Consider the following 14,968-nt stretch of genomic DNA (forward strand, 5'->3'; position numbering starts at 1 on the left):
AGCTAAGATGGAGGAGGGCGAGAGCATGGAGCCAACGGCATTAGAGGACTGCGACAATACATGCAAGGGTTCAGAGCTTGAACCGGAATCCATTGCATTGATCCTGCCAGACCGTGGGATTACTGATAAAATGGCAGAAATGTTCAAAGCGTTGGGTGATCCAACACGAGTGCGGCTCATTTACGCTTTGTCACAGCAAGAATTATGTGTACATGATTTGTCCGTGATCCTTGATATGGGCCAATCTGCGATATCCCATCAGCTCCGTTATTTACGGAATCTACGGATCGTGAAGCGGCGTAAAGAGGGGAAAACGGTATTCTATTCGCTGAACGATGCGCATGTGGAGCAGATCTTTTTGCAGACCCACGAGCATGTCCGACACGAATAGCTAGTTGCAAAAAAAGAGGGACTCCAGCAGCCATTGAATGGCTTTTGGGAGTCCCTCTTTTTATTATGCCGACGAGTCCCAACCATCCACTACGGCTTACGGACCCAGCTGACGTTATTTGCACAATAATCGCTTTTTGAGCAGAGTTGCGGACCTCAGTGCAGTTATTCTTTAGAAAGAGGTCTTATTTTGCTCTTTTTCATGCCAATAGCGCCTATGGGGTCCGATAATATGCTAAACCGGGGATAATACTGCTTTTAGTGTCAATTGGGTCCGTTAGCTGTGTGGTTTGCGACAAATATTGCTCTAATGAAGCTAAGTGGCATCTCAGCTTAACTAAGTAACATCTCAACTAAACTAAGTAGCATCCCAATTAAACCAGGCTGCGTCGGGGTTAACCAATGCGTTTAAATCCACTGAAGCCTTGTATTTCGAAGTAAGGATTAAGCTTATTAGCTGGCTTGATTTAGGTTCTTCGTTAGGTTTGGTTTTCTAAAGGACAACACTAGCCAGACACATTGCACAGCAAGCACTAGCAGGATAAATAGATCGATTCCCATGTATTCACTCGTATTATCGTTGCCCACAAACTGAATTAAATTATGTATAAAGTGAAAGGATATCAGCGGAAGAATATTATTATTTTTTAGCATCAACAAGGCTAGCGCAAAACCGATCAGAAGCGCATATACGAGTTGTAGAAGAATTTGTGTGATATCTGTGCTGGATAATGCATTAAGTAAGTGGGTAATAGAGAAAAGAATACTTGAAGTGATCACTGCTGTTTTAGCCCCTTTAGGAAGCAAGGTCTTAAAAATCAAACCGCGATAGATACTTTCCTCCACAAAAGCGACCAGCAGGGTGAAGAAGATAAAGAACAGTACCTCAGATGCACTGATCTCACGAAATCCCTTAAAGGATATGGTAATCAGGACCACTACTAGCGGGGCATAATAGATCCAGTTGCCCGAGGATATGGTGTTTAGAGGTCGGAAGCCAAGCGTGCTCCATTTGCGCTTAACTGTAAAGTAGATGATGAGTACAAGCGCGATTGGGATGAAGGAGATAAGTACAGGGGCGGTGTACGCAAGTTCCTTAATTGTTGCGTAAGCCCCGGCGGCAGTTACGGCTACAAGTAATAACACTTCGATAATAACTACGCTCCAAATAGGGTGTTTCTGTGAAAAAGAAGACGTTTTGGCTAGCTTTGACATGTTCTAAATTCATCCCTTCTGTGTAAATCATTTGCCCATCGAGCTTCATTGATAATGGGGTCATTCGTATGTAAGAAACTTACTTTGGGTCATACATGATTTTACATATTTTCTCGTAAAGGTCAATTGATTTAATTTTTAAGATAATGTAGAAAAATGGTGTATATCGCGTATTGACCTTGAAATATAAAGGGAATATAATAGGGCTAAGATAACATATGAACAAGTGCTCATATATGGTTTTTATTTGAGGAGATGTGCCGTATGGATACAATGCAAGGAAAATTAAAACGTCAGTGGGAATTAGAAGGCTTGGATTGCGCCAATTGCGCGATGAAAATTGAAGATAAGGTGAAGAAGATTGAAGGTGTATCGTCTTGTTCCGTTAATTTTGTAACAAAAACAATGACGTTGGAAACTGCCGCAGGGTATGAGGAGTCAGCGATTGTAGAAGCGAAGAAGACGGTGAAGGCACTTGAGCCCCACGTAAATGTGAAAGAGAAGGTTGGGGGCAATCACAAGGCGCGCAATAGTGGCGCTCATGAACATACGCATGATCACGAGCATGGTCATGAGCACGGCCATCAAGCTGCTGGACATCATCATGGTCATGAGGATGCTGAAGGTCATGGTCATACGCACGAGCACGGGGAAGGTGATACACGCAAAATATTGCTGCGGTTAGGCGCTGGTGGAATTCTTGCTCTAGCTGGGATATTCCTGCCCGTGAATGGAGTAGTTGAATTGCTGATCTTTTTGGCAGCCTATCTTATCGTGGGTGGTGAAGTTGTCTGGCAGGCGGTTAAGAACATCATCCGTGGCCAGGTGTTTGATGAGAATTTCCTGATGGCTCTGGCAACTATCGGTGCATTTGCGATTGGTGAGTATCCAGAGGGCGTGGCAGTAATGCTGTTTTACCAGATTGGAGAACTGTTCCAAGGTCTGGCTGTGAATCGTTCACGCCGATCTATTACGGCACTTATGGATATTCGCCCCGAGTTTGCCTATCTCAAGCTTGGAAATGATCTGAAGAAGGTCTCACCTGAGGAAGTAGCCATCGGAGATTTGATTGTTGTTAAACCCGGTGAGAAGGTACCCCTTGACGGAACAATACTTGAAGGTAACGCCATGATGGACACATCTGCACTTACTGGAGAGTCGGTACCACGATCAGCTGGTCCAGGAAGTGCGGTGTTAAGTGGTTTTATTAACCGGAACGGCGTAATTACTGTGCAAGTTACTCAGACCTTTGGAGAATCGGCCGTATCCAAAATACTGGAGCTAGTGCAGAATGCGTCAAGCAACAAAGCTAAAACGGAGAACTTTATTACTAAATTTGCACGTGCCTACACGCCTGTAGTAGTGATCACAGCAGTCCTGCTGGCCGTCGTTCCTCCACTGCTGATCAGTGGTGCAACTTTTTCGGATTGGATTTACCGTGCACTTGTATTCCTCGTAATCTCTTGTCCTTGTGCGCTTGTGGTCTCGATTCCACTGGGATTCTTCGGAGGGATTGGTGCAGCTTCACGCAGCGGTATTCTGATTAAGGGAAGTAACTACCTGGAAGCCCTAAATGATGTGAAGGTAGTTGTCTTTGATAAAACGGGAACGTTGACCAAGGGACAGTTTAAGGTGACAGGAATTTATCCGTCGGGTGGCAAATCTAAGGATGAATTACTGCGGACAGCCGCTTATGCGGAGAGCCATTCCAATCACCCGATCGCTGAGTCGATTCGGACGGCTTATGGTGAACAGATTTCTAAGGAAGCTATCTCGAATTACAATGAAATCTCTGGTCATGGTATCGAAGTAACTATCGAAGGCAAGACCGTATTTGCAGGTAACGCACGTCTGATGGAGCGTGAGGGAATTGCTTATGAGGTCCCAGAGCAGAGCGGTACAGTTGTTCACATAGCGGTAGATCATCAATATGAAGGTTATCTGGTCATCGCTGATGAAGTGAAGGAGGACTCACTGCAGGCCATTCAGCGCCTCAAAAAGCTGGGAATACGCAAGACGGTGATGCTGACAGGTGATGCTTCCGCCGTAGCTGAAGATGTAGGGAAGCAGTTAGGGGTAGATGAGGTACACGCAGAGCTTTTACCACAGCATAAGGTAGAGGCCATCGAGAAGCTGGATCGTGATAAGTCTCCACGCGAGAAGATTATTTTTGTCGGAGACGGAATTAATGATACTCCTGTACTGGCTAGAGCCGATGTCGGCATCGCTATGGGAGGACTTGGTTCCGACGCTGCCATTGAAGCAGCAGATATTGTAATTATGACCGATGAGCCTTCGAAGATTGCTGTAGCTATCGGAATTGCCAAGCGTACTCGAGCCATCGTATGGCAAAATATTATTTTTGCTTTAGGTGTAAAAGCTATATTCCTTCTGCTCGGTGCATTTGGGATTGCCACGATGTGGGAGGCTGTATTCTCAGATGTAGGGGTAACCGTACTTGCCGTACTGAACAGTATTCGAGCTTTAAAAGTGCAAGACGAGGGTTAAGAATCTTTGGTGTATTAAATAAATGATTTCAACAAAAGTAAGCTTTAGGATTCCGGTTTTAAGGGTCTTAGGGCTTATTTTTTTTATTCTCCAGCAAAGAATTTGTCTATTTTTGCCGATATAGAAGATATATCCACATCAGGAGATATTATAACAAATGGAGTGAGGAGGCTATTTCATCGTGAATGAAAATGAAATGAAAGGAAACAAGATGAAAAAAATGAGAAAAAATGTAACGAAGAGAAAAGCGACGTCAATTCAACTTAAGTGGTCATCTGTTATATTAGCTATTGCAATCGTGCCGCTCATGGTAGCGACCATATTTTTACTTGATTATTTCGGCAATGTCACACGCACAGACAGTGAGCAAATGGCGCAGGACACCATTAATACGAACACATTCCGGATGGATGAGTGGCTATCCAACAAAACCTCGTCCGTAAAGGATCTGGTGTCCCAGCATCCTGAGTTCGATTTTACAAATCCGGCAAGTATCTTCCCTGTGATAGAAGTGCTGGAGGAAAGTGACAGTGAGACAGAAGGTTACAGTGTCATTAGTAAAGACGGCCAGTTAACCAATATGATGAACATGACCGCAAATGTAGCAGATGCGAGCTATTTCTTGAAAGCGAAAGAAACACATGCGCCTGTGTTGGGGGAAATGTCCTATCTGGAGCAGCTTGATAAATATATCATTCCAATCGTAGTTCCTGTCATGGATAAGGATAAGCAATTTATGGGAGGTATTGTCTTCTCGATTACTCCTGAAGTTCTTGCCCAAATGAGTAATGAAATTACTATGGCGGATACCGGATTTGGATATGTAATCTCAAATGATGGCATGTATTATACATATCCAGACGTCAGTCGTATGGGCAAAAAAATTACCGATTTCGCTAAAGAGCCGGCTCTTCAGAAGGTCGTTGACAAGATTTTAAGCAATAAAGAGGGGTCTGAAACTTATAAGGGCGAAGATGGTAAGAAAGTCATTACATACTTTAAGACAATTCCAGATACCGATCTAAAGCTTCTTGTAACAGTGCCGGAGAAAGAGGTTTTTGCCAAAGTGACCTCTGCACAAAGAACAGCAATGTTCATCTTACTGGCAGTTATACTTGTCATAATTTTTGTTTCACTGTACCTTACTCGTCTTATCGTTAGACCCATTAAAGCTATTTCCTCGACTATGAAAAAGGTGGCAGAGGGTCATCTAAATGAGAGGGTTAAAGTGCAGTCCGGAGATGAGATCGGCGAGATGAGTCAAAATATCAATGATATGATTGAGACACTCTCCGGTATTGTCAACAAGATTGATACAACAGTAGTGGAGGTTACTTATTCCTCAGAAGGAATGCTGAAATCGGCTCAACGTTCGTCCTATACTTCAGCAGAGGTTGCCACAGTTATCCAAGAAGTAGCTCAAGGAATGGAAGAGCAATTTAGAGGCTCCGAGCAATCCGCAAGAGCAACGGAAGAGATGGCTGTAGGTTTACAACGTATTGCTGAGTCCTCTGCAGCGGTATCAGATCAGGCTGAGACAGTCAACTCAGAAGTAGAGAGTGGCTATTTGGAAATTCAATCTACACTGCAACAGATGGCTGTTATCAGTTCCACAGCTAATCAGACTGCCGAGATGATTGGGAAATTAAGTGAGCAATCGGAACAAATCGGACAAATTGTGGATGTAATTTCTGAGATATCCAATCAGACAAGCTTATTATCTTTGAATGCTTCTATTGAGGCTGCCAGAGCTGGAGAACATGGTCGTGGCTTCGGTGTAGTTGCGAATGAGGTGAAGAAGTTAGCAGAGCGGACAAACAGCTCCATCATTAGTATAGTGGAGCTAATCGGCGGCATTCAGTCTTCAACAACAAGTGCAGCGGATTCCATGAAGAAGAGTATTGAGGAAATTGGCGATGGAATGGGGAAAATGCAAAACGTCGGTGTTTCCTTTGATCATATCCGTTCTTCGATCCGTGAAGTATCGTCGCAAATACAGGATGTGTCAGCAATTAATGAAGAGATGTCAGCCGGCACGGAAGAAATAACGGCTTCTATATCCGATATGCTCGGAATAGCTAAAGAATCTGCTGAGAATGCTCAGGCGGTCTCCTTAGCTTCAGCGGAGCAGACAGAGATTATGAAGGATGTCGTGTCCTCCGCGGAATCACTTAATGAAGTGATGTCTGTGCTGAAAGAAGAAATCGAAAAGTTTAAAAAGTAGGAGATAAACTGAGATTCATCTCCTAATAATACAAAAAATCGCTCTCTGGGAGCTGGTAGGTGATCTCACCAATTCCCAAAGTAGCGATTTTTTTATGAATTAAACGCTGTCTTCCAGCTGTAGGCTCTCGATGCCTGCACGTACAATGTTGCAGGAGTGGTTAAATTTCTGGGTTTCCTCTGTATTTAAATTAAGCTCCAGCAGCTCTTGAATCCCAGTGTTGCCTATGATGGCGGGCACGCCCGTGCATACACCACTATGTCCGTACTCTCCATCCAGAATGGCGGATACGGCGATAATTTTGTGCTCATCATTCAGGATCGAACGGGTAATGTAGGCAAGTGCGCTGCCAATCCCGAAATGTGTGGAGCCTTTACGGGTGAAAATTTCCCAGCCGGCATCTTTTGTCTTGCGGGAGATATCCTCCAGATCCAAATGCGGGAACCGCTCGCGATGCTGATCTAAAATTTGCAGAATAGGCTTGCCGCCAATTGTTACATGGGACCAAGCTACAAATTGGGATTCGCCATGTTCACCTAAGGCGTAGCCATTAACACTGCGCGGGTCAATGGAGAACACATCGGAGAGCAGGGTTTTTAGGCGCGACGAGTCAATGGAGGTCCCGGTACCAATAATTCTGTGGCGAGGCAGACCTGATATTTTCCAGACCATATAAGTGACAATATCGACCGGATTAGCGGCGACTACGAAAATTCCATCAAATCCCCCAGCCATGATGTTGGTAATGATTTCTCGAGTAATAACCGCAGAGGCTTCCAATACGTCAAGTCGGGTCTGCCCGGCTGTTGGATTAGCGCCAGCGGTTAAGATAACGACATCCATTTTTGCACAATCGCTATAGGTTCCGGCATACACCTTTGTGCGTGTGCTTGTGAAATCCATACAGTGCGAGAGATCAAGTGCTTGTGCCATAGCCCGATCATAGGTGCGGTCGATCATCATAATTTCGTCGCAAATGGCCTGATTAACCATGGAGTAAGCACAGCTTGAACCCACCATTCCGGCCCCGACGATGGCTACTTTTCTCGATTTACTTTTCAATTGCCTTGTCCTCACTCTCTAAAAGTTATACGCAGTATAGGCTTCCAAATGATATTTATTTCAGCATTAAGGTCTTTTGGAAGCTTATCGTTAGGTATGCTTATAGTTTAACGTATCCCTTCGCAAGTTACCTGACATCGGACTTGCAAAGATTATATTTTTTCTGTTTAATGCTGAATAGGTGACATGATGAGTTAGTTATTTCAGGAGATCTATCCCTATAGTGTATGTAAAGTGCTTAAAGAGGATGTAATAAGAGGATGGCTAATTGATGTCAGAAAAGGGTGAAAAGTAGAAAAAAGCAGAGGAGAACATAAGCTTGAGTTACAAGAGGTAAGAAGTCATCTCAAGGATATCGGGTAAGAACCCTGAGATGGCTTCTTAGGATTATTATTGATAATCATGGCTGCGGCAGCAGACTCACCGAGGAGGTCATAGCCTTATAACGCTTGAACATAAAAAATCTCCAATGAACAATCATGCCGAAGGCTAAAATAAAGAACAAACCACCGGACTGTGGAATAGACACATAACGGTTAATAAATTCATGGAGTAAAGTGCGGACTAGAAGAAGTCCGAGCAGGATAAACGCAAAGCTCTTGGAGCGTTGAGCGTAAATTTGTCCATCACGTTGTTCAAAGTGGGTGCTGCGTATAAGAGGATACGCGAAGATGAACCAGCCAATCAAAAAGGCGACTGCCGCCCACCATAATGGGAATCTGACCGCAGGTGCCACAAACATGGCAAAACCCGTCGACATACCGAGAGGTGGAATCCATATTTTTCGAATAGTAACCGGACGTGCGCTTGCTTTTAGACGAATGAAAATAACCATCAGCGCCATGAACAAAGCCCCTAATGTGGAGCCAATATGTAGAAGCGAGGGGTTTATGTTACCCATGATACACGACCTCTCTATGATTTCAGTCACTTGTATCTTCATTATAACAGAAAAACGATGGCAAAACATTGAAGTGTATTGGCTCCATCCCCGCAACAATTCCAGCAGAGGAATTTTTTCTTAAAGGAACGATACATACAAAAATCCCCGCCAGAGCATACTCTGACGAGGATTTATTGATGTGAATATTATTATCTCAGCCCAGACTTACGAACGGCTGCGTCCACTTGTCGAGCGAAGAATAAGGCTCACGATAAAGATCAGCACAACGGCACCGATCAAAGAAGGGAAGAAGTAGAAATCACTTACTTTAGGTCCCCAGCTTCCCAGAAGCACGCCACCCAGCCATGAACCGATAATACCAGCGATGATATTACCGATAACACCACCAGGAATATCTCTGCCCATAATCAGACCAGCCAACCAACCAATAACCCCACCAACGATTAACATCCATAGAAAACTCATGTTACTTCAACTCCTTCGTTTTGTTGTTTGCGATGTCTACTATTAACCTTTGTGACCATCTTTAAACCACATGGAAAAACTTACTTCTTCAGGAATGGTTAGGAAGTAGGCTCTAAATGCAGTTTCGATAATGTATTACAACTATAAACATGCTATAGTGAAAAAATATTATAAAATTATGAGTAAACCCCTATTAGTAAAGGGTAAGTAAGAAGTAATACAATACATAAAAGATAAAGGAGCCACTATTATGGAACGGGCTAATGAGGCATTGTTTTATGTAGGAACGTATAACTCTGAGAACGAGAAGGCGATTCAGTTATGTGCGCTTAGTCTTTTGTCGGGGGAAATGAGAATTCTTGAGGGTACCGAGGGAATTGAGAATCCATCGTTTTTAGCTGTGAATAAAGCAGGCAGCGTGTTGTATGCAGTTAGTGAGAAGGATCAAGGTGAGGTTTACGCATATGCAATTGATCCTGCAACTAAAGCGTTGAAATCACTTGGAAGTCGTCCTACGGAAGGTGGCGCTCCTTGTTATGTCTCCATTAGTCCTAAGGAAGATTACATATTCGTCTCCAATTACTCGGGAGGCAATGTTAATGCTTTTCCTGTAAATGAAGATGGTTCGCTTCAAGAGATGTCCGACCAAGTAAAACATGTGGGTTCAGGCATTCGTGAAGACCGTCAGGAGGCTCCGCATCCGCACTCTGTCGTTCCGGACGCAAGTGGTAGACATGTGCTGGTGTGCGATTTGGGACTGGATCAAATTGTGATCTATCGCCCTGAAGAGGGCAAACTGGTAAAACATCGTGAGCTTAATCTGCCACCTGGTTCAGGTCCACGTCATCTGGCGGTGCATCCCTCTGGACAATGGATCTACCTGGCGAATGAACTGAATTGTACAGTAACGGCATTTGCTAATGATGAACAGGATGCAAATCTAAATGTTTTACAGCATCTTAGCACGCTTCCTGATAATTATACTGCCGGTAGTGACGATACAGCTTCCGATATTCATGTCTCCCCTTGTGGCAGATTCCTGTATGTCTCCAATCGGGGACAAGACAGTATCGCCCTGTTCCATATCGATGAATTAACGGGTCTGCTTGAAGCAGTGGATTGGCAGGGTACCGGCGGGCGTACTCCGCGTAACTTTGCAATTATTGGGGATAAGCTGCTTGCTGCTAATCAGAATAGTGATAATATTACCTCGTTCTCCATCGATAGTGAGAGTGGCAGATTAATCCCTACAGGAAATGAATTGGAAATGAAGTCACCTGTTTGTGTGCAAGCGTTGTAGGCTGAGACTAGGTTATTGTATGTCGTAAAAATAAGGGCTATTCCCGTATCCATTCATTTTTTCGTGAGTGGAGGTTGGGAATAGCCCTATTTTGCAAATGAAGACCTAAGGATAATAGCAAGTGATTTTTTAAAATGTATTTCGGATACCTAAATCGTAAAAACCGATGTCATCCAGCATGATCCGGTCGCCTTCTTCATCAAGATAGAAGGTGATTTCCGTCAGGTTGTCAGGATCCAGCTCTGGTTCTTCCTCTTGAAATTGTTCGAACGGCATCTCGTAGGTTTGAAATACAGCTTCGGAAAGGTCACCGTATTTGCCATCGTTTATCCGCTCTTCAAGCCATGGGAATAACGTGAACTGAGTTTGTGGAAGCGGCAGTATGTCCATTACTTCATCCAGCGTCAAGCGGGCTGAGGTATCATTATGGTCAGTTAACTCCACCTCAACCTTTGGAGGTAGTGGAACATCCATTTCTTCACTAATGTCACCATTCAGATTTGCCATAGAGAACGTAAGGCCATCTGCCCCTAAAAGAGCAGTTTCAGTACGGACACTGTCGTTAAGCTTAATGTTGTAATAAGCTTCTTCGTTTTTGCTGGCTGTGCGTTCAAGGACAACACCATAGGTGGCTTTGCTTTTTGACTCCCGGTCTTTAGCCAGCTCTTCTGACCAAGAAACACCCGATGCTTCTGCTGTTCCCAGTTCTACTGTGTTTTTGTTGCGGTCATCGTCGAATGTGGCTACAGGACGATATCCCCCGCTTTGGAATCGATTGTAGTAGGCGGTATCTGGTAACCACTTCAGCCCGCTGCGATAATCCCGGAACAAGCTTTGGTATTCCTCTTTTTCATGCAAGGTGGTCTCCAAGAAAGCTGATACATAGACCTTAGCGATTTGCCGTTGTTTGTCTGCATCCATGATTTGTGCCCGATTTAAGAAGAGTCCAGCTGGCAAGGTCTGATCATACCCGCCCCAATCGCTGTTGAATTGACTGTGATTGGCGTCCGCAATATACAGCGAGCTTTTGAAAGCAGATGATCCTTGGGAATAGGAGGTACGTATATACTGCCGATCACCATAGAAATCATGTACATCTCCATCGCGGGCTCCCTGCAGGGTCAAATAATTGATGTCTTTGAGACGGGCTTGCTGGTCATCTATCGTTTTGTCCGTTGGTGCAAGCGCGATTACAGAGGTTATATTAAAGCGATTAACTGCCGCCATCACCGGATCATCCTTGAACCAACGATTGGCATCCGCAGCCATAGCTACGGCTTGTCCTCCGCGGCTATGGCCGAGCAGGGCGGTTTTTGTGAAATCTATTTTCTGATAAAAAGGACTGCCCGGATCATCTGAAAAATCTGCTAGCTGCTCTAAATGTTTCAGTAGGATCCAAGTCCGTACTTTAAAATCATTGTCCGGAATACCGGACCAAGCAGAATAATTCAGGAAATTCTCATCGAGCGAGATCGCGATAAATCCCCGGCTTGCCAATAGTTCGCCGAGATAAGCGTACCCGCCATCAGAGTAATCTTCCATCATATGGTTGCCGTGCACCATCAGTACTACTGGATATGGACCTTCACCTTCTGGCATCCATACGCGACCATTCAAGGGAAGTGCCTTATAATCGAAACCCCAGAATAAAGTGCGCAGCTTTGACCAATCCTTAATATAAGCAGAAGCATCGGCCGTAGAGGATATCAAGCTTGTATCCTTACCGTATTCGGCACGATGTAGATCGGCACCACTGGCATAGGTGAAGGTCTGATAAGCTAGATTACCTGGTTTTCCAGGATCGGAGGCTGTAAGTGGAACAACTTCCGTATCGTTGATGTCGACCGACTCTGAAATAGGCAGTTCTTGCACTCCGCTTGCCAGCGCAAGTGGGGAAAAAGTCACTGCCACTGTTAGCAGAAGTCCTAATGTTATTCTTTTGCTGCGGAGCAGGCCAATGGCTAATCCGCCTAGTGCTCCTAGCAGTGCAAGCACGACCGCAATGACAACCGCAGCCTCAATTTCAAAATCTGCATAATATAAGATTAGTAGAATAGCTCCAAAATCACTCAATACACAGCCTGCGAATAATCTTGGGATACGCAGTCCGGTCAACGCTAGCAGAACAGCCAAGATATTGCCGGAAATCGCCAGCAGGACAGTGCCTGCACCTGCAGCAAGAGCGATATCGGTAGGTTTACCTAATCCAGTAGGAATGCCTAACACGGCAGTACTAAAGGCTAAAAAGCATACTATCCACAGACCGGCTATAGCTGTTCTCCAAACTGCTGTATCGTAACGGTAGGTTCCCCTAATTCTTCGTCCAATTTCTTGAGCCATACGTCTGTGGAGCCGCGGTTTCAACGGCGCAGGGACGTACTCTAAATCCATACCCATGACTCTCTCCCCTGACATAAAGCGGTAATTTCTCTTAACCCATAAGCTGTAGCAATAATATTACTTTATAGCATCAATAACAAGTGGATCTTACAGGAACCGCCCCCATAGCTTATGCGGTGTGGTGTGTAGGAGTTTTCTTTGACATAGGCTGGAAAAAAAGGTTTGACACAGTTAAAGGGTTTCAGTATTATATCCATATAAACCAACTAAGTAGATAGGAATAATTGAAGAAAGTTCTTACCGTACGAACGGAGGAACGCCTGCATTAGGCTCGCAGACACGGTCTTAGGACCGGTTTGACCTGCCATACGTAGGCTTTCCTCCGTTCTTTTTGTGTTACCCAAGGGTTAGTTTGGTACGAAAAAACATGGGGGAGTGGAAAAGATGAAGAAAAAGATGAATAAAGGGCTTCTTGTAGGGTTTAGCTTGTTGCTTACGGCAGGGCTTACTGCTGCTTGCGGCAGCAATAACAATAACGGCAATAGTGCTAGTCCGGCAACAGACGCACCAGCAACAACCAATTCAGCGGAGGCTACAAATGCGGCTGAAGCCAGCAAAACTCCATCTAAAGATCCAGTAGAACTACTGAACGTATCTTATGACCCTACTCGCGAATTGTACGAGAATTATAATAAAGCTTTTGCTGCCTATTGGGAGAAAGAAACAGGACAGAAGGTCACCATTAAACAATCCCACGGTGGATCGGGGAAACAAAGCCGTGCTGTGCTTGATGGCCTGGAAGCGGATGTTGTGACATTAGCACTTGGTTATGATATTGATGCCTTGCAGGAAAAGGGACTGATCAACGAGGGCTGGCAAAGTAAATTCGATCATAACAGCTCACCTTACACCTCGACTATCGTGTTCCTTGTACGCAAAGGGAATCCGAAAGGAATCAAGGATTGGCCAGATCTGCTCAAAGAGGGCGTAGAGGTTATTACACCAAACCCGAAAACATCAGGTGGTGCACGCTGGAACTACTTGGCGGCTTGGGGTTACGCACTAGACCAGAACAATAACGATGAGGCTAAGGCTGAGGAATTTGTAAAAGAACTGTTCAAGCATGTGCCAGTGCTGGATACCGGTGCGCGTGGATCTACGACAACGTTTGTGGAGCGTGGAATTGGTGATGTGCTGATCGCATGGGAGAATGAAGCCTATTTATCCGTGGAAGAGCTGGGACCAGACAAATTTGATATCGTGAATCCTTCGGAGAGCATTCTGGCTGAACCGCCAGTAGCTATAGTAGATAAGGTTGTGGACAAAAGAGACACGCGTGAGGTATCCGAGGCGTACCTGAAGTATCTCTATAGTGAAGAGGGACAAAAAATCGCGGCTGAGAACTATTACCGTCCTACATTAGATAGCGTGAAAGAAGAATACAAAGATAAGTTCCCGGAAATCAAGCTGTTTACATTGGCTGACAAATTCGGAACCTGGAAAGAAACGCAAGAGAAGCATTTTAATGATGGCGGGATCTTTGACAAGATTTATGTGCCGGGTGCCAAATAACAGATGAATGAAATGCAGGATATGATCATTGAGATTTGTCCCGGTAGGGGCTGATCGGCTAAAAGGCCGAAGGCGAGAAAGGATGAATAGGGGATGAATGTCACCACTACAGCTGCACCAGCAGCAACGCGGCGCAAAATACTGCCCGGCTTCGGGCTGACGATGGGCTACAGTGTTTTATACCTGAGTCTAGTGGTTCTACTGCCACTTTCGGCGCTACTGTTCAATTCTACAGGTCTGAGTTGGGCGAAATTCTGGGATGTAGCTACGGACCCGCGGGTATTAGCTTCGTATCGTGTGAGCCTGTCGACAGCTGCTGCGGCTGCTTTTGTAGATGCAATTCTAGGTCTTTTGCTGGCGTGGGTACTGGTACGTTATGAATTTCCGGGCAAAAGAATATTTGATGCGCTGATCGATCTCCCGTTTGCCTTGCCGACAGCTGTAGCTGGTGTCTCCTTGACGGCGCTCTATGCAGGCAATGGCTGGATTGGGTCTTGGCTTGAGCCGCTGGGATTAAAGGTGGCATTCACTCCGCTCGGGATTACCTTGGCTTTGATGTTCATCGGCATACCGTTCGTTGTCCGGACGGTGCAGCCGGTGCTGGAGGATTTGGACAGAGATATGGAGGAGGCTTCGGCAACCCTTGGCGCAGGCCGCTGGAGAACCTTTCGTTCAGTAGTTCTGCCTGAGCTGTTTCCGCCACTGCTAACAGGTTTTGCTCTAGCTTTTGCTCGGGGCATCGGTGAATTCGGCTCCGTCGTGTTCATCTCCGGTAACATGCCGATGAGGACGGAGATTGCTCCGCTGCTTATTATGTCTAAACTGGAGCAATATGATTATGCCGGAGCTACCGCCGTAGCCCTGCTATTGCTCCTCATCTCTTTCTTAATGTTACTTGTTATTAACACACTTCAGCGCTGGGTTCGTAAGACTTCTCGTTGAGGTAATTGCCATGACAGCAGACGTCCGAACATGTTCAAACTTACTC

11 protein-coding genes are annotated in these 14,968 nt (G+C 45.1%); 6 read left to right on the forward strand and 5 right to left on the reverse strand.

Annotated elements, in window-relative coordinates:
- Positions 1–25 precede the first annotated feature (25 nt).
- On the forward strand, positions 26–391 hold the full coding sequence (locus MHH89_RS24230; RefSeq protein ID WP_036682656.1) for an ArsR/SmtB family transcription factor: 366 nt from the start codon (positions 26–28) through the stop codon (positions 389–391).
- A 452-nt stretch (positions 392–843) separates the two neighbouring features.
- Here the strand turns inward: MHH89_RS24230 and MHH89_RS24235 are convergent, their stop codons facing one another.
- Positions 844–1,605, reverse strand: coding sequence for a CPBP family intramembrane glutamic endopeptidase (locus tag MHH89_RS24235; RefSeq protein ID WP_076124584.1), 762 nt, complete (start codon positions 1,603–1,605; stop codon positions 844–846).
- 264 nt (positions 1,606–1,869) lie between these two features.
- Here MHH89_RS24235 and MHH89_RS24240 point away from each other — a divergent pair, with 264 nt between their 5' ends.
- Complete coding sequence (locus MHH89_RS24240) at positions 1,870–4,113, forward strand: heavy metal translocating P-type ATPase (RefSeq protein WP_076307936.1); 2,244 nt, start codon at positions 1,870–1,872, stop codon at positions 4,111–4,113.
- A gap of 181 nt (positions 4,114–4,294) precedes the next feature.
- On the forward strand, positions 4,295–6,337 hold the full coding sequence (locus MHH89_RS24245; protein WP_254847742.1) for a methyl-accepting chemotaxis protein: 2,043 nt from the start codon (positions 4,295–4,297) through the stop codon (positions 6,335–6,337).
- Between the two features lie 99 nt (positions 6,338–6,436).
- Here the strand turns inward: MHH89_RS24245 and MHH89_RS24250 are convergent, their stop codons facing one another.
- The 3 genes from MHH89_RS24250 to MHH89_RS24260 form a co-directional block, all read right to left on the reverse strand.
- Positions 6,437–7,399, reverse strand: coding sequence for an L-lactate dehydrogenase (locus tag MHH89_RS24250; RefSeq protein ID WP_312149609.1), 963 nt, complete (start codon positions 7,397–7,399; stop codon positions 6,437–6,439).
- 400 nt (positions 7,400–7,799) lie between these two features.
- Positions 7,800–8,300, reverse strand: a complete 501-nt coding sequence (locus MHH89_RS24255) for a CcdC family protein (RefSeq protein ID WP_076185218.1) — start codon at positions 8,298–8,300, stop codon at positions 7,800–7,802.
- A 207-nt stretch (positions 8,301–8,507) separates the two neighbouring features.
- Positions 8,508–8,768 (reverse strand): GlsB/YeaQ/YmgE family stress response membrane protein, encoded by a 261-nt coding sequence (locus MHH89_RS24260; protein ID WP_036682650.1) that lies wholly within the window; start codon positions 8,766–8,768, stop codon positions 8,508–8,510.
- 250 nt (positions 8,769–9,018) lie between these two features.
- Here MHH89_RS24260 and MHH89_RS24265 point away from each other — a divergent pair, with 250 nt between their 5' ends.
- Positions 9,019–10,068: a lactonase family protein gene (locus tag MHH89_RS24265; RefSeq protein ID WP_312149607.1), complete on the forward strand. Its 1,050-nt coding sequence runs from the start codon at positions 9,019–9,021 to the stop codon at positions 10,066–10,068.
- Positions 10,069–10,197: 129 nt separating this feature from the next.
- On the opposite strand, the gene MHH89_RS24270 is transcribed toward MHH89_RS24265, so the two are convergent.
- Positions 10,198–12,465 carry an alpha/beta hydrolase family protein gene (locus MHH89_RS24270; protein WP_341088351.1) on the reverse strand — a complete coding sequence of 756 codons (2,268 nt, stop codon included), beginning with the start codon at positions 12,463–12,465 and terminating at the stop codon, positions 10,198–10,200.
- Positions 12,466–12,852: 387 nt separating this feature from the next.
- Between MHH89_RS24270 and MHH89_RS24275 the strand changes: the two genes are divergently transcribed.
- Positions 12,853–13,980, forward strand: coding sequence for a sulfate ABC transporter substrate-binding protein (locus tag MHH89_RS24275; protein WP_340033895.1), 1,128 nt, complete (start codon positions 12,853–12,855; stop codon positions 13,978–13,980).
- A gap of 93 nt (positions 13,981–14,073) precedes the next feature.
- Positions 14,074–14,922, forward strand: coding sequence for a sulfate ABC transporter permease subunit CysT (gene cysT / locus MHH89_RS24280; protein ID WP_076124574.1), 849 nt, complete (start codon positions 14,074–14,076; stop codon positions 14,920–14,922).
- The last annotated feature ends 46 nt before the right edge of the window (positions 14,923–14,968 follow it).

The sequence above is a fragment of the Paenibacillus sp. FSL H7-0323 genome (assembly GCF_038002725.1).
Classification (GTDB): Bacteria; Bacillota; Bacilli; order Paenibacillales; family Paenibacillaceae; genus Paenibacillus_AQ; species Paenibacillus_AQ odorifer.

Bases quoted from the DNA above. Each gene is read 5' to 3' on its own strand.
- MHH89_RS24230 (WP_036682656.1), top strand. From the start codon at position 26: ATGGAGCCAACGGCATTAGAGGACTGCGACAATACATGCAAGGGTTCA.
- MHH89_RS24235 (WP_076124584.1), bottom strand. From the start codon at position 1,605: ATGTCAAAGCTAGCCAAAACGTCTTCTTTTTCACAGAAACACCCTATT.
- MHH89_RS24240 (WP_076307936.1), top strand. From the start codon at position 1,870: ATGGATACAATGCAAGGAAAATTAAAACGTCAGTGGGAATTAGAAGGC.
- MHH89_RS24255 (WP_076185218.1), bottom strand. From the start codon at position 8,300: ATGGGTAACATAAACCCCTCGCTTCTACATATTGGCTCCACATTAGGG.
- MHH89_RS24260 (WP_036682650.1), bottom strand. From the start codon at position 8,768: ATGAGTTTTCTATGGATGTTAATCGTTGGTGGGGTTATTGGTTGGTTG.
- MHH89_RS24265 (WP_312149607.1), top strand. From the start codon at position 9,019: ATGGAACGGGCTAATGAGGCATTGTTTTATGTAGGAACGTATAACTCT.
- MHH89_RS24270 (WP_341088351.1), bottom strand. From the start codon at position 12,465: ATGGGTATGGATTTAGAGTACGTCCCTGCGCCGTTGAAACCGCGGCTC.
- MHH89_RS24275 (WP_340033895.1), top strand. From the start codon at position 12,853: ATGAAGAAAAAGATGAATAAAGGGCTTCTTGTAGGGTTTAGCTTGTTG.
- cysT (WP_076124574.1), top strand. From the start codon at position 14,074: ATGAATGTCACCACTACAGCTGCACCAGCAGCAACGCGGCGCAAAATA.